24 protein-coding genes and 1 tRNA gene are annotated in these 19,266 nt (G+C 42.2%); 19 read left to right on the top strand and 6 right to left on the bottom strand.

Features of this window, described 5'->3' with window-relative positions; all coding sequences use genetic code 11:
• Positions 1-14: 14 nt before the first annotated feature.
• The 8 genes from FFF34_010155 to FFF34_010120 are packed head-to-tail and all read left to right on the top strand — an operon-like array spanning position 15 to position 7,913.
• The gene (locus FFF34_010155) at positions 15-923 is read left to right on the top strand and encodes a glycosyltransferase family 2 protein (GenBank protein TSD67725.1); all 909 of its coding nucleotides are present in this window, start codon (positions 15-17) and stop codon (positions 921-923) included.
• Positions 924-937: 14 nt separating this feature from the next.
• Positions 938-1,831, top strand: coding sequence for a glycosyltransferase (locus tag FFF34_010150; protein TSD67724.1), 894 nt, complete (start codon positions 938-940; stop codon positions 1,829-1,831).
• 25 nt (positions 1,832-1,856) lie between these two features.
• Positions 1,857-3,188 (top strand): UDP-glucose/GDP-mannose dehydrogenase family protein, encoded by a 1,332-nt coding sequence (locus tag FFF34_010145; protein ID TSD67723.1) that lies wholly within the window; start codon positions 1,857-1,859, stop codon positions 3,186-3,188.
• Positions 3,189-3,239: 51 nt separating this feature from the next.
• Entirely contained in the window at positions 3,240-4,607 is a 1,368-nt protein-coding gene (locus FFF34_010140) for an exopolysaccharide biosynthesis polyprenyl glycosylphosphotransferase (GenBank protein TSD67722.1), read from the top strand.
• A 45-nt stretch (positions 4,608-4,652) separates the two neighbouring features.
• Entirely contained in the window at positions 4,653-5,654 is a 1,002-nt protein-coding gene (rfaE1, locus tag FFF34_010135) for a D-glycero-beta-D-manno-heptose-7-phosphate kinase (GenBank protein ID TSD67721.1), read from the top strand.
• Between the two features lie 11 nt (positions 5,655-5,665).
• Positions 5,666-6,226, top strand: coding sequence for a D-sedoheptulose 7-phosphate isomerase (locus FFF34_010130; protein TSD67720.1), 561 nt, complete (start codon positions 5,666-5,668; stop codon positions 6,224-6,226).
• 5 nt (positions 6,227-6,231) lie between these two features.
• Positions 6,232-6,735, top strand: a complete 504-nt coding sequence (rfaE2, locus tag FFF34_010125) for a D-glycero-beta-D-manno-heptose 1-phosphate adenylyltransferase (GenBank protein ID TSD67719.1) — start codon at positions 6,232-6,234, stop codon at positions 6,733-6,735.
• Positions 6,736-6,770: 35 nt separating this feature from the next.
• A complete protein-coding gene (locus FFF34_010120) occupies positions 6,771-7,913 on the top strand; it encodes a glycosyltransferase family 9 protein (GenBank protein TSD67718.1) in 1,143 nt (380 codons plus the stop codon).
• Between the two features lie 93 nt (positions 7,914-8,006).
• Here the strand turns inward: FFF34_010120 and FFF34_010115 are convergent, their stop codons facing one another.
• Complete coding sequence (locus tag FFF34_010115; protein TSD67717.1) at positions 8,007-8,270, bottom strand: hypothetical protein; 264 nt, start codon at positions 8,268-8,270, stop codon at positions 8,007-8,009.
• A 32-nt stretch (positions 8,271-8,302) separates the two neighbouring features.
• Positions 8,303-8,587 (bottom strand): hypothetical protein, encoded by a 285-nt coding sequence (locus tag FFF34_010110; GenBank protein ID TSD67716.1) that lies wholly within the window; start codon positions 8,585-8,587, stop codon positions 8,303-8,305.
• 231 nt (positions 8,588-8,818) lie between these two features.
• Here FFF34_010110 and FFF34_010105 point away from each other — a divergent pair, with 231 nt between their 5' ends.
• Both FFF34_010105 and FFF34_010100 read left to right on the top strand, forming a co-directional pair.
• Entirely contained in the window at positions 8,819-8,998 is a 180-nt protein-coding gene (locus FFF34_010105; protein TSD67715.1) for a hypothetical protein, read from the top strand.
• Between the two features lie 558 nt (positions 8,999-9,556).
• Positions 9,557-10,639 (top strand): hypothetical protein, encoded by a 1,083-nt coding sequence (locus FFF34_010100; GenBank protein TSD67714.1) that lies wholly within the window; start codon positions 9,557-9,559, stop codon positions 10,637-10,639.
• Positions 10,640-10,713: 74 nt separating this feature from the next.
• Here FFF34_010100 and FFF34_010095 read toward each other — a convergent pair whose 3' ends face one another.
• The gene (locus FFF34_010095) at positions 10,714-11,784 is read right to left on the bottom strand and encodes a hypothetical protein (GenBank protein TSD67713.1); all 1,071 of its coding nucleotides are present in this window, start codon (positions 11,782-11,784) and stop codon (positions 10,714-10,716) included.
• A gap of 278 nt (positions 11,785-12,062) precedes the next feature.
• Between FFF34_010095 and FFF34_010090 the strand changes: the two genes are divergently transcribed.
• Both FFF34_010090 and FFF34_010085 read left to right on the top strand, forming a co-directional pair.
• Positions 12,063-12,668: a hypothetical protein gene (locus tag FFF34_010090; protein TSD67712.1), complete on the top strand. Its 606-nt coding sequence runs from the start codon at positions 12,063-12,065 to the stop codon at positions 12,666-12,668.
• 11 nt (positions 12,669-12,679) lie between these two features.
• Positions 12,680-13,159, top strand: coding sequence for an adenylate/guanylate cyclase domain-containing protein (locus FFF34_010085; GenBank protein ID TSD67711.1), 480 nt, complete (start codon positions 12,680-12,682; stop codon positions 13,157-13,159).
• A 153-nt stretch (positions 13,160-13,312) separates the two neighbouring features.
• Here FFF34_010085 and FFF34_010080 read toward each other — a convergent pair whose 3' ends face one another.
• A complete protein-coding gene (locus FFF34_010080; protein TSD67710.1) occupies positions 13,313-13,909 on the bottom strand; it encodes a Crp/Fnr family transcriptional regulator in 597 nt (198 codons plus the stop codon).
• Positions 13,910-14,236: 327 nt separating this feature from the next.
• On the opposite strand from FFF34_010080, the gene FFF34_010075 reads away from it, so the two are divergent.
• A complete protein-coding gene (locus FFF34_010075; protein TSD68009.1) occupies positions 14,237-14,698 on the top strand; it encodes a hypothetical protein in 462 nt (153 codons plus the stop codon).
• Positions 14,699-14,794: 96 nt separating this feature from the next.
• Here FFF34_010075 and FFF34_010070 read toward each other — a convergent pair.
• Positions 14,795-14,870, bottom strand: a tRNA-Phe gene (locus FFF34_010070).
• Between the two features lie 221 nt (positions 14,871-15,091).
• Here FFF34_010070 and FFF34_010065 point away from each other — a divergent pair.
• From FFF34_010065 to FFF34_010055, 3 genes are read left to right on the top strand one after another with little or no spacing between them, the layout of a single operon-like run.
• Positions 15,092-16,390, top strand: coding sequence for a 4Fe-4S dicluster domain-containing protein (locus FFF34_010065; GenBank protein ID TSD67709.1), 1,299 nt, complete (start codon positions 15,092-15,094; stop codon positions 16,388-16,390).
• Positions 16,391-16,434: 44 nt separating this feature from the next.
• The gene (locus FFF34_010060; protein TSD67708.1) at positions 16,435-16,863 is read left to right on the top strand and encodes a DUF2750 domain-containing protein; all 429 of its coding nucleotides are present in this window, start codon (positions 16,435-16,437) and stop codon (positions 16,861-16,863) included.
• A gap of 16 nt (positions 16,864-16,879) precedes the next feature.
• Complete coding sequence (locus tag FFF34_010055; GenBank protein TSD67707.1) at positions 16,880-17,668, top strand: (Fe-S)-binding protein; 789 nt, start codon at positions 16,880-16,882, stop codon at positions 17,666-17,668.
• Here the strand turns inward: FFF34_010055 and FFF34_010050 are convergent.
• Entirely contained in the window at positions 17,663-18,124 is a 462-nt protein-coding gene (locus FFF34_010050) for a hypothetical protein (protein TSD67706.1), read from the bottom strand. The two genes, FFF34_010055 and FFF34_010050, sit on opposite strands and share 6 nt — an antisense overlap.
• A gap of 70 nt (positions 18,125-18,194) precedes the next feature.
• On the opposite strand from FFF34_010050, the gene FFF34_010045 reads away from it, so the two are divergent.
• The 3 genes from FFF34_010045 to FFF34_010035 are packed head-to-tail and all read left to right on the top strand — an operon-like array spanning position 18,195 to position 19,230.
• Positions 18,195-18,680 (top strand): ABC transporter ATPase, encoded by a 486-nt coding sequence (locus FFF34_010045; GenBank protein TSD67705.1) that lies wholly within the window; start codon positions 18,195-18,197, stop codon positions 18,678-18,680.
• A gap of 20 nt (positions 18,681-18,700) precedes the next feature.
• Positions 18,701-18,892 (top strand): hypothetical protein, encoded by a 192-nt coding sequence (locus FFF34_010040; GenBank protein ID TSD67704.1) that lies wholly within the window; start codon positions 18,701-18,703, stop codon positions 18,890-18,892.
• The gene (locus FFF34_010035; protein TSD67703.1) at positions 18,892-19,230 is read left to right on the top strand and encodes a hypothetical protein; all 339 of its coding nucleotides are present in this window, start codon (positions 18,892-18,894) and stop codon (positions 19,228-19,230) included. The genes FFF34_010040 and FFF34_010035 overlap by 1 nt, the downstream gene beginning before the upstream one ends.
• Positions 19,231-19,266: the final 36 nt, after the last annotated feature.

Raw genomic sequence — 19,266 nt, 5'->3', positions numbered from 1 at the left:
TAAACATAAATCTTATGGTATCGGTAATTATTCCCTGTCACAACTGTGCCGGCTTTATACACCGCGCAATTAACAGTGTTTTTCAGCAAGATTATATCGTAGCTGAGATAATACTGGTAAATAATAACTCTACAGACGAAACCTTAAACGTTATCAGAGATTTGCAAGCCAGGCATCCCGATCTGATTACGGTATACAACGAAACCAAAAAGGGAGCACCCGCAGCGCGTAACCATGGATTATACAAAGCCAAAGGCGAGTGGATCCAATTTTTGGATGCCGATGATGAATTGCTGCCCCAAAAAATATCGCGGCAAATACACCTGGCCAACAAAACCAATGCAGATGTAGTTGCGGGTGAGTGCCGGTTAAAATATACCTTGCCTAAATCCAGCTTTGAGGTGATACGCCATAATAAAAAGGATGTTTGGAAAGGTTTGATAACCTCAAACCTGGGTATCACAAGTTCAAACTTATGGCGCAGGTCGTCGTTGCTAAAAGTTAGCGGATGGGACGAGGAGTTAAGCTCTTCGCAGGAGTATGACTTGATGTTCAGGATGTTGAAAAGCAATTGCCATGTAGTTGCCGACAACCTACAAAACACTATAGTGCACTTCTCAGGCGATTCGGTATCAAAAAGCACCAGCAGTAGCAAGCTAAAAACAATTCTGAATAACCGTATTGCACTAAGATTGAAAATAAGGAACGAGCTAAGGTATCGCAACATGCTTACCGATGATCTTGCGCGGGCGGTAGATGCATACATCTATACCGAGATAATGAGAAGTAACCACATGTTTCCGGATTATGCCAACAGCTTATTGCAGCAATACCATTTGCGCGTAGGCCTGATGACGGTTATGCGCCTTAAACTAAAGCGTTTTTTACAATCTATTAACCAACCACTGCTCAAATCAACTTAAACTACACTACCTATATGACCCATAAATCTGTCTCAATCATCATCCCTGCTTTTAAAGACTGGGCGCGGTTGTCGCTTTGTTTACAATCGCTGGCTACGCAGGAATATCCCGCGGAATTTTTTGAAATAATTATAGTAAATAATAACGTGGGAGATAAAATCCCCGAAGGATTCTTTATTCCGAAAAATTGTAGTGTTATAACCGAGGAGAAGCCCGGTTCGTACAGTGCGCGTAATGCCGGCATCCGAATATCAAAAGGCGAAATACTTGGCTTTACAGATTCGGATTGTATACCCGATAAAGATTGGATAGCCAACGCTGTACGCATCTTTGAGAGCGACCAGGCAATTTACCGAATAGCAGGTAAAATAAGGCTCTACTATAAATCTAATAAATTAACCAACGCCGAACTTTACGAAAAAGTTTACGCGTTTAACCAGGAGGTATATGTTGAACAGGATGGCACCGGCGTTACGGCGAACATGTTTAGCTACCGTTCCGTTTTTGACGCAGTAGGGCTGTTTAAAGAAGACCTGCTTTCGGGCGGCGACTACGAATGGTCGGTAAGGGCCCGAGATGCCAATTACCCTATTTTATACGCCGATAATGTAATAGTTAGCCATCCGGCCAGGCATCGCTTAAGCGAGCTGGTTAAAAAGGCCAAGCGTGTAGGGGGCGGGCAGGCAGGTTTTGATATGCCCCCCGGGCCTAATTTTTTCAAATCCCTTTTTCAGCTGGTTTATGACCTGCGCCCGCCTATTAAAAGTATCAAGCTTATTATCAAAAAGGGGAAGGATATGCACATAAATCAAAAACTATTGGTTTTTTATTTGAGGTACTATCTTTCTGTTATCACCGCTCACGAAAAATTTAAAGTAAGCATGGGCAAATCAGCTCATCGCGATTAATTAACAATATAAAACAAAAACCACTATGAAAATTGCTGTTATTGGAACTGGCTATGTAGGCCTTGTAACAGGTACTTGCCTTGCAGAAACCGGAAACACCGTTACTTGTGTTGACATTGATGAAAAGAAGGTAAAAATGATGAAAAGCGGCTTATTGCCAATTTACGAACCGGGAATAAACGCTCTTTTTCATCGTAACATTAGCGAAGATCGCTTGCATTTTACATCCGACCTTGCCGCAGCGGTAGCTGATGCCGAGATCATATTCCTGGCGTTACCAACCCCTCCGGGCGAAGATGGGGCAGCCGATTTGAGTTATGTGCTTAACGCATCGCGCGATATTGCTTTGCTTATAACGTCATTCAAAGTTATCGTTACCAAATCAACTGTGCCGGTAGGTACGGCAGATAAAGTTAAAGCTGTTTTTGAGCGATATACCGATGTGGAAGTAGCCGTGGTATCTAACCCGGAGTTTTTACGCGAAGGTGTAGCGGTTGAAGATTTTATGAAACCTGATAGAATAGTAGTAGGCACCAGGGATGAGCGTGCAAAAGCAATGCTTACTGAGCTTTATGCTCCTTATGTGCGCCAGGGTAACCCCATCATTTTTATGGATGAGCGCTCTTCAGAGTTAACCAAATATGCAGCCAACTCGTTTTTGGCTACCAAAATATCCTTCATGAACGAGATAGCCAACTTTTGCGAATTGATTGGCGCCGATGTAAACATGGTAAGGTTGGGTATAGGTGCAGATGAACGTATAGGTAAACGCTTCTTGTTCCCGGGCATTGGTTACGGGGGTAGCTGTTTCCCTAAGGATGTGCAAGCGTTGGCCCATTCGGCAAATACAAATGCTTACGACTTTAAGATACTTAACGCAGTAATGGAAGTAAACATATTGCAGCGTAAAACTATGGTTGATAAGCTTAAAAAATACTACAATGGCGAACTCGAAGGCAAAACATTTGCGTTGTGGGGCCTTGCATTTAAACCGGAGACGGATGACATCCGCGAAGCACCGTCATTATATATTATCAACGAGCTTTTAAACGCCGGGGCGCAAGTTGTAGTTTATGACCCTGAGGCGATGGGTAATGTGAAAACAATTTTAGGCGATAAAATTACCTATGCTGATGACCAGTATGCAGCGCTTGATGGTGCAGACGCATTGTTGGTAATAACAGAGTGGGGTGTTTTTAAAAATCCTGATTTTGATATGATAGCCAGCAAGCTTACAAGCAAAGTAATATTTGATGGCCGCAACCTATATAGCACCGATAAAATGGAAGCGCTTGGCTTTTACTACAATAGTGTTGGCCGCAAGAGTGTGGTTCAGTTACAACCCGCTAAGGCATAGTAGATTACCAGTACCCCACCTATTTTATCATCACCTTAATCATTCAATACTATGAAAACACGCTACCTCTACATAGTATACCTTGTTTTGTCATTTACTGATATAGTTATCACTAATCTGGCATTTGTAAACGCTTTTGGATACACCGGCATCAGCTTTAAAAACGCGATAAGCCAGTTGATAATAGTGAATTACCTATGGGTATTTTCGGCTATTTATTTTGGTTTATATGGGCGCAGGTACCAAAGCACCCTTAAGCATATATACAGCTTAACTTTTAAAAGCTTCCTGCTGTTTACGCTGCTGTTTTTCCCTTATATATTGATAGTAAAGGGGAATGGTACCTTTGTTCTGGCAAACGTATTTTACCTTACCATGCTTGCCGGGCTGTTTTTAAACAGGCTGATATATTTCTTGTTAGAGAATCTGCTTAAAAAGTATTTTAAGTTAACAAGGTCGGTGGCGGTATTGGGTGCAAGCGTTAACGCCCTGCGCCTGGCCGGGTTTTTTAAAGATAGCGATAGCCACTTTGCATTTGAAGGATTCCTTACCAGGGACGATACATCTTACCTGGATAGCAATGGCAATATCTTGCCATCCATAGTTGCGCAAATAAAAGAGGCGGCCGATTCTGGTATCAGGGATGTCTATCTGTCCTTGTCGCCCGAACGGATGAATGAGTATCCGCTGTTGCAGCGCGAGGCAGAAAGGAATTGCTTGAGGTTAAAACTGGTGCCAGATATGTCGTCATCAATGCTAAACCACTTGCAGGTGAGCTACTTGGGCGATTTTGCAGTGCTAAGCCACCGCCACGAGCCATTAGAAGATATAGAGAACAGGGTAAAGAAACGGGTATTTGATATTGTATTTAGCTTGCTGGTAATAGTATTTATTTTAAGCTGGTTGTATCCTATAATCGGGTTGATCATTAAGATGCAAAGCCCGGGGCCTATACTGTTTAAGCAGTTACGCAGCGGTAAGGATAACAAAACCTTTGTGTGCTACAAATTTAGAAGCATGCGCATGAATGCCGGCGAAAGGCAGGCTACAAAAGACGATGCGCGTGTTACCAAAATTGGCCGTTTTTTGCGGAAGACAAGTTTAGACGAGCTGCCGCAATTTATAAACGTGCTATTAGGCGACATGAGCGTTATTGGCCCGCGCCCACACATCCTTACCATGACCAAAGAATACAGCCAGATCATTAATCAATACATGGTTAGGCACTTTCTAAAATCGGGTATAACCGGTTGGGCTCAGGTGAAAGGCTATAGGGGCGAGACTACCGACCCTTCGCTGATGCAAAAAAGGATAGAGCACGATATCTGGTACCTCGAAAACTGGTCAATGGGTTTAGACCTGAAGATAGTTTTGATGACGATAGTACAGGTATTTAAAGGAGATGATAATGCTTATTAGCATATAAATCATAATTGTTAAACGTTAGACATAAATCGAATTATTATGCGCACAGAAATACTTGGTCACTTAAAAGAATTAAATAAACAACCATCGGTTTTGGTTATAGGCGACTTAATGCTTGACCATTACCTTATTGGCAAAGCCACAAGGTTATCGCCCGAAGCACCCGTACCTGTAGTAAGGCTTAAGAATGAGCATTACACCCTTGGCGGTGCAGGCAATGTGGCGCAAAACCTTATTGCTTTAGGGGCGGTTGTAAGCATTGGAAGTGTAGTAGGTAACGATTCTTCGGGCTATCAGCTTAGGAATATGTTAAATGATGCGGGAGTAAATACTGATAACATTGTTATCGATAACGCCCGTAATACCACGGTTAAAACCCGTATTATGGCCGATAGCTACCAAATAGCCCGGGTTGATAGTGAAACAACCAATGCTTTAAGCACAGATAAGGAGCATGAACTAATAGATACTTTAATAAATGATATTGAAGCGGCTGATATTGTTGTTTTATCTGATTACAACAAAGGGCTGCTTTCTTTACCGGTAACACGTCGTGTTATCGAATTAGCCAACCTTGCCGGTAAAGCGGTAATAATAGACCCCAAAGGAACCAATTATAAAAAATACCGGGGTGCTTTTATTATTAAGCCTAACCGGCATGAGCTGGCGCTTGCCACAAAAATGGACCAGCTGGAAACCATCGACGAAGTATTGGTTGCTGCAAGGGTAGTTTTAGAACAAACCGACGCTACTTACCTGGTGGTAACCCTATCAGAAGAAGGCATGATCATAGTAGACAATACATCGTATGTGCTGCTGCCTGTAAAAGCTACCGAAGTATTTGATGTTACCGGGGCAGGTGATACTGTACTGGCTACTATAGCCTACTTTTTAGCATCGGGTTTTGATTTAACCGAGGCTTGCGAGCTGGCCAACCATGCCGCAGCAATAGTGATAAGGCAAGTAGGCAGTGTAACCACCACACTTGATGAAATTGCTGCCGATATTATAGACGATCAGCAGCGCTTAACCTTAAAATAATTAAAGTTACAATGATAACCACAGAACTTACCGACCACCTTAACACCACCAATAAATTTATAGCCACATCAGTAAACGATATTGAGGCTGCATGCCAGCTGGTAACCGAAGCTATAAATAGTGGTAATAAAATTTACCTTGCCGGAAACGGCGGCAGTGCGGCAGATGCGCAGCACATTGCCGCCGAACTTACCGGCCGCTTTGTTAAAGAACGCCGGCCATTGCCTGGTTTAGCCCTTACAACAGATACCTCGGCATTAACCGCCATAGCCAACGATTATGGCTATGAGCATGTTTTTTCAAGGCAATTAGAAGCTTTTGCTATGGAGGGAGATGTGTTTATTGGCATATCAACAAGTGGCAATAGCTCCAGTATTTTAAATGCATTAAATAGTGCTGCCCTCATAGGCTGTAAAACCATAGGGCTTACAGGTAAGGATGGCGGTAAGATGAAAGATATATGCGACGCTACGATAATTGTTCCGTCGGATGTTACAGCGCGCATCCAGGAGATGCACATACTGGTGGGCCATATTTTATGTAAGAGCATTGATGACCTGTTTGTTCAATGATAACCATGGTAGATGATATACCAAGCCTTATAGCTAAAAAAATAGTGTCTCGTTCGGGCTTGCCGGTGTTAATAAACGAATGGAAGGCCGCCGGCCAAAAGCTGGTGTTTACCAATGGTGTTTTCGACCTGGTGCACATTGGGCATTTAAGTTACTTAAGTAAAGCCGCCATGATGGGCAATAAGCTAATCATCGGCCTTAACTCCGACGAGTCTGTACAGCTTTTAAAGGGCCCCGACAGGCCGGTTAATAAGGTAGATACCCGCGCTATGCTGCTGGCATCCCTGTTTTATGTAGATGCCGTGGTGGTTTTTAATGAGCCAACCCCGGCTGACTTAATTGAACAGATACTGCCCAATGTTTTAGTAAAGGGAGCCGACTACGATGGCAAAAAAATTGCCGGTGCTGATGCTGTTTTAGCAGCCGGCGGCAAGGTTACCACCATCGAGTTTGTTAACGGGCAATCGTCTACTGCTATTATTAATAAAATAAGGCAGCAGGCAATCTAAATATTACTAATTCAACTATCTGTATTAATATATCTATGAAACCGATAATGTATCGTTTTTATCCGGGCGTAAGCCAAAATAAAATACGGTTAATAAAGGCTGCCGACAGGGTGTTAAATTTGTTTAACGCGCCTGTAAAAGCGGTGGCTATAAAAAGCGTTACAATTGTGCAGTTAGCCCACATAGGCGACCTGCTGCTGATACTGCCGGCTGTTAAAAAGCTAAAGCTTATTTCAAACCTAAAGGTTAACCTGGTGGTAAACCGGCAAAATTATCATATAGCCAGTAAGCTCAATTTTGTTGACGAGGTTATTGTTGCAGATGCCCCGTGGTTTGCACGTGGCACCAAAGCGGGCTATTATAATTTTATAAAACAGTTGGGCGGTATAAAAACTGACCTGATATTTGACGTAAGGGGCGATTTTAGGAACAATATTTTTATTAAGCTTTTTACTAAAAGCAAAGTTTTTGCCGGCTATAACGTAGGTGGCGGGGGCGGGCTTTTAAATAAAGTTTTACCTTATCAGTTTGGCGGGCACGCCTCGGGTTTTTTAGACCCGCTTTTTGATTATTTAGAACTGCCCGACATTGGTTTTGAAACCTGCTGGAATATAGATGATGTGCCCTTTGAACCGGTAACTAATATAAGCTTCCCTGCAAAGTTTGTGGTAGTACATTTAGGTGCTGGTGCCCAATCGCGGAGGTGGCCTGTAGAAAACTTTATTGAGGTTATAAAGGCTGTTGCTAACAGCACGCCGGTACTTGTATTAGGTACCGATAGCGATGCCACTCCGGAGCAACTGGCGCTTATATCCGCCATCCCAAATGTAGTGAACTGCGTAGGTAAATATTCGTTATTACAAGCTATTTACATTGTTAAGCGCTGCAGCCTTTTTGTGGGCCTCGAGTCGGGTTTTTCACACATAGCGGCTATGTTGAAACGCAAGATAATTTGTTTGTTTAGCGGTACATCTAACATTAATGTTTGGCAGCCACACAGCTTTTTTAAGGGCCAGGTGGTTACCATTAGCCAACAGGTACCATGCAACATGATAACAGGCTGCGGCAAATCGGTTTGCGATGACAATATTTGTATGAAACAAATAAGTCCGTTAAAGGTAGCCAACCTCATCAATCAGCGTTTGAACGACGAACGCCCGGTAGATGTAGACTGGTAAAAAACACAGATATAACTTATAGCATTAATAAAAAAGAGGCCCCAAATGGGGCCTCTTTTTTATTGCTTAAGTTTTTGGTGAGTGTATAAATTGTTAAGCATGTAATAGTTGATCTGCTTTACTGGTAGACTTACACGAATCTATCTGCCGACCAATTGCAACTACCTCGTTTGGGCAAATAGGTGCTCTGTACGATAATTGCTCGTAGGTGGCCGTTGACGAATCTTTACGCAATGTAGCTATCCATTTATTATTTAAATAAAGGTAATAATAGCCAAATGATGATATTTTTTCGCGTACGCTTAGCTGCCGTAAGCCATTATTTGATTTGTACTGTATAGTAAATTTTGCTGCCATAGTAGATGGTTTAATGTTTTATTGTAAGTAATTTATTTAACTAATCTCAAGGGAAAAAAAAATACCGGTTCATTATTAATAGGTACGGGGCGTTTAAACTTTAATGCCGATATAATGGCGTTCAACAAGCTTTCGCAGGGTTTGAGGTTAGCTATCAAGCCCCAGTCGCCCATATCATCAACCAAAATAAACCTGGTCCTCTTCAGTTTTAATTCGTATATGTAATAGGCTGTAGTCCTTTTATATTCGTCAACTGCTACCTTATAGGTTTCTGAATTATGCTCAACTAATAGTGTATAATGTTGGTGATGCTTCATGTCACTAAAATAAGCAGTAGCGTTTTGTAAACTGTGAAATAATGGCGCAGTTTTTATCACAAAAGCGGGTACAAAACAGGTGTTTATCTTTTTTTTTATAAATGTTTTAACTTTTTTAAAATTGTATACTTAATTGTGAAAAAACATTATCTTTAGCGTATAAAGCCACATACAAATGGCCCCCTAATTAAAATGACGCGATTAAGTTTAGCCTTTAAAATTTTTTATTTGATGTTGTTACGCAAGGATGTTGCAGTTACACTTAGGTACGACGACAGGGAAATTGATTTTGCAACCGGCCGTTATGCCAAAACACGCGCGTTTTTAACATCTTTAGAAACCAGAGGTGATATCCCAAAAACAGTGCTGGATCAATACCAGGAGCTACTTAACGAACGGGTGAGCAGATAATAGCCGACAAAGCCGTCTCAAAATTTAATTTGCTAACTTTTAAACTTTATTGTAATAAACGAGTTTAATAATCGATGAAGGACTTGCAAGGTTTTTTGTCGATAGTTAACCTTTAGGGCTTGCATGGCCCTAAGGGTTTTTTTTGTGCAAAAATCTGTATACAACATTTAAGAGTGCATTGCGTTAAAAGCCTAACTATTGACAAACCCTGAAATCCCGGACCTTTATGGCCGGGGTTTTATTTAAGGGGACGTCATTCGTTATTATATCTTACTACTTTGGATAAATGGCACATTAGCCATTTTATTTTCGTATTTTTCCAAAAGAAAAGCAACTAATTTACCGTAACCTCAATAGGCATAATCAAAAAATGTCCGGGACAAATTATTGCTCATACAATCAACTTTAAAAAATGTTTGCTATTTTAGCCAGTTACGGAAGATTTAGCAATTTTTATGTTTAAAAGAACAATTTTTACAAATTCATTAATTTTTTTAATATCAAGGCAACAATATTGTTACTGTTACCGTTAGTAGGGGTAACTATTGACAATGAACCATGCAAAAAAAAACAATTAAACACCTAGTCACGTGCATACTAGCCGTCGGATTTTTCATGACATCATGCACCAAAGAGATCATTCCACAACCCGAACCAAGTTCATCACTTACATCACTGGCCACTTTAAAAGATCAATCGCTAATGAGCACAAGTGCCCCGGTTTCTAACCTAACCGGCTCAACACTTCGATTAGGGGTAAACGGCCACATGGGCGATGCGCCCTACCTCACCGTATCACCTGAAAAGCAAATCCAGATGTTAAAAGAACGAGGCATGTCGTGGTACCGTTTAAACGTACAAACCCAGTCTGATGGCACGGCTTCATCTGTAACCAGGCTAATGGAGTTGCAAACCGCCGCTACTAATGCCGGGGTAAAAATTTTGCCAATGCTTTACCTGCGCACCCTCAGCTATTCAAAATCTGAATCAGAATCTTACAAGTTAGGGAAAACACTGGGTGGTAATTTTGCCGCTAAGTATGGCAGGTACTTTGATTACTATAACCTGGGTAACGATCTGGAACTTGAGTTGTTGTATTCAAACAAAACCGGTCAAAGTCAGTTTCACTACGATCGTGCCAAGTTTAATGTAATGGCTGCCTACCTAAAAGGGATGGATGACGGTATTAAAGCCAACGATGCCGGCGCCAAAACCATGATAAGCGCCGGATGGTTGCACTATGGCTTTTTACGCATGTGCGATTGGTATGGCGTTAAATTTGATATTGTTGCTTACAACTGGTATTCAGATATGGAAGGTGCCGCAGCCGGATCGCCAGGCATACCGGATATTACGGTAAAACTTGCTTCTTTATTTCCAAACAAGCCAATATGGTTTACCGAATTTAATTATCGCTACAAAGCTACCAGTACCACTAACGAAACTGACCAGAATGCTTTTGTAACCAAGTTTATAGCTAAATGTAAAGCCAACCCCCAAGTAAAGGTTGCTATGATATACGAGTTGTTTGACGAGCCTTACAAACACGCAAACGAAGGCAACTACGGCATTATTAAATGGGTAACCCAGTATATCTCTTGGGCCGATAAACACTTGTCGAAAACATTTTTAGCAAATTAACCATCGTATCTTTTATATAGCAAAAGGCTTGCCAAATTTGGCAAGCCTTTTTAATTTAGTACCTTTTTAGGGTGTTATCTTAAAAATAGCTGCCTTAAACTGGTATTGTCCGAAAAATAAAGTGTGCTTTCGTCTTTTGATAATGCCAGTCGCTCGGCATAAACATCGGCGCTGCTGCCAATACCATCGCCACGATCAAATGGGGGTTGCGGGCCCACCAAATAAGTTAACTTATTGTTTGATATGCTCTTAATTCTTCCTAAATCGGCTATATATATGGTGCGGCTATCTTTAGTTGCCACCAGGTCTGATATCCTTTTAAAAGTTAGGTCGCGATAAATTTGGCTAAACTGCCCCGACGGTGTTTTTTTGTAAATATGCTGGCTATTTATAACCACATATTTAACCTTGTTATATGCGCAAAAAAAGCTGGTTATCTCGCGTGAGTTTTTGTCTTCCGCGTTCAGCGAATCTGAGGGTACGTAGTATGAATTTGTGCCTATCCTGCCATTCTTTATTTCGTAATCCTCAATAACGCCAAAAGCGTTGCTGTAACCTTTGTAAATACCTGCTACCAAAACCTTATCGGTGTAGGGGTCTTTCTCCAGGTCGTTATAAGTATAAGGATTATAAGTTGTTCTGTGGTCGCCGGGGAACACATCTTTTTTGGGCGGTGTAAATACCTGGCCGTTTGGTTTTACTATCCAAATTTTATCGTTTATTACAAAATCCACATCGTAGGTAAGTATGTTAATGGTGCCGTCTTTTTGTACCCGCACATGCTCCGGCCCAAATAACTTGCGCCCTTCGCTATTAGGTGGTATGTTCACTGTTGATACGATATCATTCTTTATTTTGCGGATAAGGCTGTTGCCCCTATCGGCCAGGTAAATGGTACCATCATCGGTAATATCAATTCCCAATATATAGTTAAATCGTGCTTCTTTAACCGGCCCATCCTTATAACCCGACCCCGGGTAGCCGGCATACGTAACAACAGTAAGCGGCCGGTGCCCCGTAGTAGCCAACAGAGTTTGGTTGGCATTGGGCGAAACTTCTAAACGCGGTTCATCTAAACCGGTTTTTTTGCACGCAGCCACAAAAAGGCAGCTGCCAAAGCATAATGCATAATAAAGCTTTTTCATAAAATTGGTTTTATATAAAAATCCGCAATTTCAAGAGCCTATTATATGCCCTAAGCTGGTTGTATACCTAAATGTGAAATGTTGGGGCTACGGGTGGTGAGTAGTTATATTGCATGCCAAAATTGTGCAGATACAGGGGCTGAAAAACAAGTTCTGTTGTATTATATACGGGCCACAGAAACAAAATTAAAAGGCTTGGGTCGCTAACTAGATTTCACTTGGTTTATGGCTCATATACTCCGTTATTTGATATGTACTAAAATCCTCAAAATATAATTATGCTGCTACATAAAACCATACGAAACGTTAAACGTGTTATCCCTTTTGGCGTTTTATGGTTTATTTTTAGCCTCATATATACTATGCTGGAAAGAGGGATTTTGGGGCATTTGGACCATTACCCATCTACAGGCGTTAAATATGATTTTTACGCGCACATTATTACCTTTCCGATAGCCGGGCTTATCATGGGGCTATTTACCGGTATGCTGGAAATTGGATTATTTGGTAAATGGTTCATCAAAATGAGCTTCAGCAAAAAGGTACTGGTCAAATCCCTTATTTATCTGATCATTGTTGTTGTTTTCCTGATTACGCTCACGCTGATAAACGCTATCTATTATTATCAGGATAATTCTTTAAGATCAATCATAACTCCCGGTTTAGCGTTTTTCTCTGACTTTGGCGTTATCAGTATCATATTATACGTAGCCTCAATAATTGTTGTCACACAGGTTTATGCTGAATTTAGTCAAAGTATAGGTACAGGCACATTAAGTAATTTTTTCCTGGGGAAATACCATTATCCGATAGAGGAGGAGAGGATATTCATGTTTTTGGATATGAAGTCATCTACTACAATTGCCGAAACCTGGGGCATGTAAGGTATTTCGAAATGTTAAAAGAATATTTCTTCGATTTATCTGCCGCGGTTATTGATTATACCGGAACGATATACCAATACGCCGGCGATGAGATGATCATCACCTGGAAGTTAAAAGACGGCGTAAAAAATAATAACTGTATAGCCTGTTTTTTCGCGATGAAACGCGCTTTAGCAAAAAAGTCGGAAAGCTATCACCGCCTGTTTGGCGTTTTGCCGGGGTTTAAAGCGGGGCTTCACTTTGGTATGGTTACCGCCGGCGAGATAGGGTCGCTGAAAAAAGAAATCGTCTTTACAGGCGACGTGCTTAATACTTCGGCAAGGATACAGGGACTCTGCAATCAATATGGTGCCGACTTGCTGGTGTCAAAAGATGTAGTTGATAAATTTCAGCTCCCGGCCAGTTACGAAGTACGGTCGGTTGGAGAAAATGTGCTGAAAGGCCGCGGTAAAACAATGGAGTTATTTGCCATTTCAACGGGTGGTGTTTGATTACGCAGCTACCGCAAGCGTCTTGCTTGTGGGGTTAAGTTAAGTACAAGCCGGGCAGTAAAGCAAATTTGGTTATTTTGCATGTGGGCCACAAGCGGGATGCTTGCGGCAGCGGGAGATGTGACTGGTCGCTTGGTGATTAGTATAGTTACACTATTTCTTTTTATTCTCTATGCGTTTCCTGATTCGGCTCAGCGATGGATTGGTAATACCCAGATACGACGAGATATGATATGCCGGGATTCGTTCAGCAATAGTTGGTTGTGTCTTTATCAACCTGGTGTAGCGTTCCTCCGGCGAGAAAAAGAGCAAATCTTCAGTCCGCGTTTGCGCAATAGAAAAAAACAATTCGGCCAACAGCCTGCCAAACTTCCCCCAGTTTGGATGGGTTTCATATAACCCGTGGAGATCTTTATGAGAGATAAAAAAGAGCTCCGAATCCTCCATGGCTTCAATAAAGTACCAGCAAGGGTTGCGGGTGACAAAACTTCGGAAAGAAACAACGAATTGATCCTCGGAAAAAAAGAAAATGTTCTTTTCTTCGGTGGTATCCGGGTGACGAAAATAGATGCGGAAGATGCCTTTAGTAATCAGGCCAAGATCATTGCATACCATTTGCTGCATATTAAAAAAATCCCCTCTATGCATTTTTCGCGCTTTCCAAAAAGGCTGGCTATCCGTAATATCTTTGTCGTTCAGTTGGGCAAAAGTCCTTAGCTGTTCAGATAATTTATCGTTTTTATCGGTCATTTAAAAAATTCTTGTAATCGGCATCACCAATGCTGTATTAGGGCGGGTTTTCCGCAATTGTTTCATCGCCAACGGCTTTGCCGACCAAATATAAGCGAAAAATTAGCCCTCATTTAACATAAGTCAAATTCGGCATTGTAATAACATCGTCAGATTTAAATGCATTTTAACTTAAGTTAAAAACAGCCTGTATGCTACAACACACCTTTGTGGCATTAAATATTAATCAACAAACTCATGACAACAGTCCCTTCAACCGCTCACTCCTTGCGCAGGCTTTATTTTGTCCGTGCCGGCTTTTCAATTATTTGGGTGATCCTGGTCGCTATTTTTGCGAAAACATCACCAACATTCGCTGCCTTTTTACTAATCATTTACCCAGCCTGGGATATCGTAGGTACTATCCTGGATATACGCGCTAATCAGGCTGCTTCAAATAAAAAATCACAATACGCCAATTTGGTGATTAGTGGTATAACCACTATAGCGGTTGGCATCACTATTCAAAAAGGCGTCCCTGAAACGTTAATGGTATTCGGCGCTTGGGCTATCAGCACCGGATTAATTCAACTGATCTTAGGCCTGCGCCGCCGGAAATTTCTGAGTGGTCAATGGCCTATGATCATCAGCGGCGGCCAATCCATGATCGGCGGCACCTCATTTATCCTACTGGCGCACGATCCGTCCAAAGGAATCAGTAGCTTGGCAGGCTATGCCGCATTTGGTGCTTTTTATTATCTGCTTGCGGCTTATCGCCTGTTAAAGAACGCCGACTCTGATCCAAACTAAATTCGACGGGTGATACCATCAAGTATATAATCGCTAAACAAAAAAAGCCTCCAGAAATATCTGAAGGCTTTTTTACTTTTTAATTTTTACTTTTTGTTGTGGTATCAGCTGGGATCGAACCAGCGACACAAGGATTTTCAGTCCTTTGCTCTACCGACTGAGCTATGATACCGCTCCGTTTAAGGTTTGCAAATGTAGCGTTTTTTTTATTCTCAGAAAGTTTTTTTTCATTTTTAGTTAAGCAACAAAGCCAATGACGCCACGCCCTAAGCCTGCAATGTTGATTTACAGCAGGTTATGCCGGCAAATATTTTTTATAAAACATTTCAACTTTTAAACGTTTCAACTATAAAACAATTGCATACTTTAGCTTAAAATTACTATGCACGCATAATGATAGCACAGGTTATATTTATCATCATTTTACTTGGCGCGGCTTTCCTTTTTGGCAAAAACGTGGCTAAGGTAAGGCGCAATATACTACTGGGTAAACCTGCCGACCGCAGCGACCAGCCCGCCCTGCGCTGGAAGATAATGGCAAAGGTGGCCCTTGGTCAAACCAAAATGGTAAAACGCCCTGTGGCGGCTGTAATGCACTTTTTTATCTATATCGGGTTCATCATTATTAACCTGGAAGTGCTGGAGATAATGATTGATGGCATATTTGGGTCGCACCGCATATTTGCCAGGCCGCTGGGCAGCCTGTATGGCTTGCTGATAGGCGGGTTTGAGGGCCTGGCGCTATTGGTACTGGTGGCCTGCGTGGTATTTTTGGCAAGGCGCAACATCATCCGCCTAAAGCGCTTCAGCGGCGTAGAGATGACCACGTGGCCAAAGTCTGACGCTAACTACATCCTTACGATAGAGATACTACTGATGATGGCCTTTTTAACCATGAACGCCGCCGATTATAAATTACAGCTATTGCATTTTGGCCATTACGTGCAGGCGGGAAGTTTCCCGGTAAGCTCTTTGGTAGCGCCGCTGTTGCCTGCGGGTGCCAACGCGCTGCAAAATATAGAGAGGGGCTGCTGGTGGTTCCATATTATAGGTATACTGGCCTTTTTAAACTACCTGCCTTATTCAAAGCATTTTCATATCCTATTGGCTTTCCCTAATGTGTATTATTCTAAGTTGGAGCCCAAGGGCGAGTTTAGTAACATGCCATCAGTTACCACCGAGGTTAAGGCCATGCTCGACCCTTCGTTTGTACCCGAAGCCACCGAGGTAAGCCGTTTTGGTGCCAAGGATGTAACCGACCTCACCTGGAAAAACCTGATGGAAGCCTATACCTGCACCGAATGCGGCAGGTGCACATCGGTATGCCCGGCTAATATTACGGGTAAGCTGCTATCGCCCCGCAAAATAATGATGGATACCCGCGACAGGCTAACCGAAGTAGGCAACAATATAGACAAGCATGGCAAAGATCATAACGACGGTAAAACTTTACTGGACGACTACATCACCCGGGAAGAATTGTGGGCCTGTACCACCTGTAATGCCTGCGTAGAGGCCTGTCCGGTAAACATTAACCCGCTGGAGATAATTGTTGATATGCGCCGGTATATAGTGATGGAAGAATCGCAGGCGCCGGCCAGCCTTAATAATATGTTCGGCAATATGGAAAATAACGGCGCCCCCTGGAAATACAGTCAGGCCGATAGATTTAACTGGGCGGAGAAAGAGTAGTGATGTGCAGATGTGCAATATGCAGATGATAAGAATTAATAAAGATGGAAGAGCAAGATTTAAAGTATAGGCAGTTTATAGAAAAAGTGGCGGCATCAAAGCTGGTTTGGGGCCTAAAAAGCAAAACAGGCTGGGCCAATACCGAATCTGCCGAGGATGAAGAGGTGGCGTTGATCCCGTTTTGGTCTGACCGCACCCTGGCAAAGCTAAGCGCCCGCGAGGACTGGAAAAACTACACGCCAACCGAGGTGCCACTGGCCATTTTTTTAGAGGATTGGTGCATGGAAATGGCCGAAAATGAAACACTGGCCGGTATTAATCTAAACCCACGGATGGATGGGATAGAGGTTGATGCCATAAGCCTGGCGCTTGATATACTTAATCAGCTAAAGGCCATTAACTCGGCCATTACTTTTGAAAATTACAGCAGCATAAACGAATTTATAACAGAGATAAGCGAATCTGTTGAGTAAGCTAAAGCTTAAATAAATGAACCAAACCATACCAACCATGGCCCAAATGGCTGCCGAAGGCAAAGAGCCCGAAATACTTTTTTGGGTAGGCTGTGCAGGCAGTTTTGACGAGCGCGCGCAAAAAATCACCCGCGATATTTGTAAAATATTACAGCACGTAGGTATCAGCTATGCCGTATTAGGTACCGAAGAAAGCTGCACCGGCGACCCTGCAAAACGCGCCGGTAACGAGTTTTTGTTCCAGATGCAGGCCATGACCAATATTGAGGTGCTTAACGGCTATAACATAAAAAAGATAGTAACCGGCTGCCCGCATTGCTTTAACACCATCCGCAACGAATACCCGGGCCTTGGCGGAACGTATGACGTAATACACCACACCCAACTAATACAACAACTGATAGACGAAGGCAAACTAAAGGCTGAGGGCGGAGAGAGCTTTAAGGGCCGCAGGATAACTTTTCACGACCCATGCTACCTTGGCCGTGGCAATAACGTTTACGAGGCCCCACGCGCCGCTTTAGAGATACTGGACACCGAACTGGTTGAGATGAAACGCTGTAAAAGCAACGGCCTGTGCTGCGGCGCGGGCGGCGCCCAAATGTTTAAAGAACCTGAGCCGGGCAAAAAGGATATCAATATTGAGCGGATGGAGGATGTACTGGAAGCTAAAGCGCAAATTGTAGCATCGGGTTGCCCGTTTTGTATGACCATGCTAAGCGACGGCATTAAGCACATCGAAAAAGAACAGGATATAAAGGTGCTGGATATTGCCGAAATAACAGTTAGGGCAAACGGTTTATAAGCTTTTTGCTTTTAAAAATTGCAGTGCCTGTTTTAAACTGTCCAATCTTTCAGGAGCTAATTTTTTGACCGGGATATCAAGTATGGTGCCCATCGAGTCGATGTCGCCTTTGGGGTCGTCAAAGGTTTGGATGATGATATCGTCGGCCTGTGTTTTCATTTCGAGGGTATCGGTAGCGGCTTGCCCGGGCACATATTCCAGGCCGTTAAAACGTTGTAAATTGAAGGAATAATACTCGCGTTTGCCCTGTTGATAAGTTTTTTGCAGGCGTATAAAATGGTCGGGTGTGAGGCTTATTTCCCATTTCTTTATCTTAGCTTCAGTTGATGGGTCGTAGCTCTCGGTAAGGAAACGGTTGCCCCAGGTTATCCATTCCTGCTCGTCCATAAAAGCCTTAAAGCTGTATAAAAACGGCCCTATGAGCAATAATATCCAAATAATTGATGCTTTTTTCACTTTGGTAGAATTGATTTTAGCATGACAACAAATAATACTTCCAAGTTAATTAATTGAATAAATTTGTAGTATGGAATTTTCTTCACATTCACGAGTTTGGGTATACCAATCGGACCGTAAATTAACGGCCGACGAAGTGCTTAAATTGCAGGTACAACTGGATAATTTTACCACCGGCTGGACAGCGCACAACCACCAGTTAAAAGCCAGGGCCGAGATACGCTACAACCGGTTTTTGATACTTATTGTAGACGAAAGCCAGGCCGGCGCAAGCGGTTGCTCTATCGATAAATCGGTAAACTTTATGAAACAGCTGGAGCAGCAGTTTGGCATTAACCTGTTTGACAGGTTTAACCTGGCCTACCGCGATGGAGAGGAAGTGCTATCGGTACCGCGCCAGCAGTTTGAAGACCTGCTTAAACAAGGCAAAATAAACACCGAAACCATTGTATTTAACAACCTTGCCCAAAACGTAGCCGAACTGCAAACCAAATGGGAGGTGCCTTTTAAAGATAGCTGGCATATACAGCTTTTTAGAGATTTAGTTAGTGCATAAAAATTTGTTAAATTTGTTTTATGACAACCTTCACAGTACAAGTAAAAGATAGCGATGCAGAGGTGGTATTAACTATTTTGAAGAAGTTTAAGGCGAAAATTATTGATACCCCGCAGGTAAGTTCATTAACTGAAGAAATTGCTACCGCGTTAAAAGAAGTTAAGAATATACAATCCGGTGAAGCGAAGTCTCCATCGCTAAAGGATATATAATGCCTAATAAAATCATTTATTCTTCTGTTTTTATCAGAAAGGCTAAGGATTTAAAAAAGCGGCATTTATCACTTGTAAGTGACTTGGAAGAACTTGAGAAAAGCTTATTAGATAATCCAAAACAAGGTGCTGATCTGGGCGCCGGATTACATAAAATAAGGCTTGCCATAAAAAGTAAAGGGAAAGGGAAAAGCGGAGGTTACAGGATCATTACTTTTCTTGTTATACAATCTGATGCATATATCACCATAAATATGCTTACTATTTACGATAAATCTGACGAAAGTAGCATTGATAAAAAGTATCTTACGGCACTAATTAACGAGTTGTTTTCTTAATAAACTATCGTCTTCAAACTTAATTATTACAAGTTG

It is taken from the genome of Inquilinus sp. KBS0705 (assembly GCA_005938025.2).
In the GTDB taxonomy this organism is placed as follows: Bacteria; Bacteroidota; Bacteroidia; order Sphingobacteriales; family Sphingobacteriaceae; genus Mucilaginibacter.
Note: the sequence above shows the minus strand (reverse complement) of the source record. Positions and strands in the feature narration are given on the sequence as shown.

What these genes read in the sequence shown, in the direction of transcription:
- FFF34_010155 (TSD67725.1), top strand. Translation starts at nt 15, where the DNA reads ATGGTATCGGTAATTATTCCCTGTCACAACTGTGCCGGCTTTATACAC.
- FFF34_010150 (TSD67724.1), top strand. Translation starts at nt 938, where the DNA reads ATGACCCATAAATCTGTCTCAATCATCATCCCTGCTTTTAAAGACTGG.
- FFF34_010145 (TSD67723.1), top strand. Translation starts at nt 1,857, where the DNA reads ATGAAAATTGCTGTTATTGGAACTGGCTATGTAGGCCTTGTAACAGGT.
- FFF34_010140 (TSD67722.1), top strand. Translation starts at nt 3,240, where the DNA reads ATGAAAACACGCTACCTCTACATAGTATACCTTGTTTTGTCATTTACT.
- rfaE1 (TSD67721.1), top strand. Translation starts at nt 4,653, where the DNA reads ATGCGCACAGAAATACTTGGTCACTTAAAAGAATTAAATAAACAACCA.
- FFF34_010130 (TSD67720.1), top strand. Translation starts at nt 5,666, where the DNA reads ATGATAACCACAGAACTTACCGACCACCTTAACACCACCAATAAATTT.
- rfaE2 (TSD67719.1), top strand. Translation starts at nt 6,232, where the DNA reads ATGGTAGATGATATACCAAGCCTTATAGCTAAAAAAATAGTGTCTCGT.
- FFF34_010120 (TSD67718.1), top strand. Translation starts at nt 6,771, where the DNA reads ATGAAACCGATAATGTATCGTTTTTATCCGGGCGTAAGCCAAAATAAA.
- FFF34_010115 (TSD67717.1), bottom strand. Translation starts at nt 8,270, where the DNA reads ATGGCAGCAAAATTTACTATACAGTACAAATCAAATAATGGCTTACGG.
- FFF34_010110 (TSD67716.1), bottom strand. Translation starts at nt 8,587, where the DNA reads ATGAAGCATCACCAACATTATACACTATTAGTTGAGCATAATTCAGAA.
- FFF34_010105 (TSD67715.1), top strand. Translation starts at nt 8,819, where the DNA reads ATGTTGTTACGCAAGGATGTTGCAGTTACACTTAGGTACGACGACAGG.
- FFF34_010100 (TSD67714.1), top strand. Translation starts at nt 9,557, where the DNA reads ATGCAAAAAAAAACAATTAAACACCTAGTCACGTGCATACTAGCCGTC.
- FFF34_010095 (TSD67713.1), bottom strand. Translation starts at nt 11,784, where the DNA reads ATGAAAAAGCTTTATTATGCATTATGCTTTGGCAGCTGCCTTTTTGTG.
- FFF34_010090 (TSD67712.1), top strand. Translation starts at nt 12,063, where the DNA reads ATGCTGCTACATAAAACCATACGAAACGTTAAACGTGTTATCCCTTTT.
- FFF34_010085 (TSD67711.1), top strand. Translation starts at nt 12,680, where the DNA reads ATGTTAAAAGAATATTTCTTCGATTTATCTGCCGCGGTTATTGATTAT.
- FFF34_010080 (TSD67710.1), bottom strand. Translation starts at nt 13,909, where the DNA reads ATGACCGATAAAAACGATAAATTATCTGAACAGCTAAGGACTTTTGCC.
- FFF34_010065 (TSD67709.1), top strand. Translation starts at nt 15,092, where the DNA reads ATGATAGCACAGGTTATATTTATCATCATTTTACTTGGCGCGGCTTTC.
- FFF34_010060 (TSD67708.1), top strand. Translation starts at nt 16,435, where the DNA reads ATGGAAGAGCAAGATTTAAAGTATAGGCAGTTTATAGAAAAAGTGGCG.
- FFF34_010055 (TSD67707.1), top strand. Translation starts at nt 16,880, where the DNA reads ATGAACCAAACCATACCAACCATGGCCCAAATGGCTGCCGAAGGCAAA.
- FFF34_010045 (TSD67705.1), top strand. Translation starts at nt 18,195, where the DNA reads ATGGAATTTTCTTCACATTCACGAGTTTGGGTATACCAATCGGACCGT.
- FFF34_010040 (TSD67704.1), top strand. Translation starts at nt 18,701, where the DNA reads ATGACAACCTTCACAGTACAAGTAAAAGATAGCGATGCAGAGGTGGTA.
- FFF34_010035 (TSD67703.1), top strand. Translation starts at nt 18,892, where the DNA reads ATGCCTAATAAAATCATTTATTCTTCTGTTTTTATCAGAAAGGCTAAG.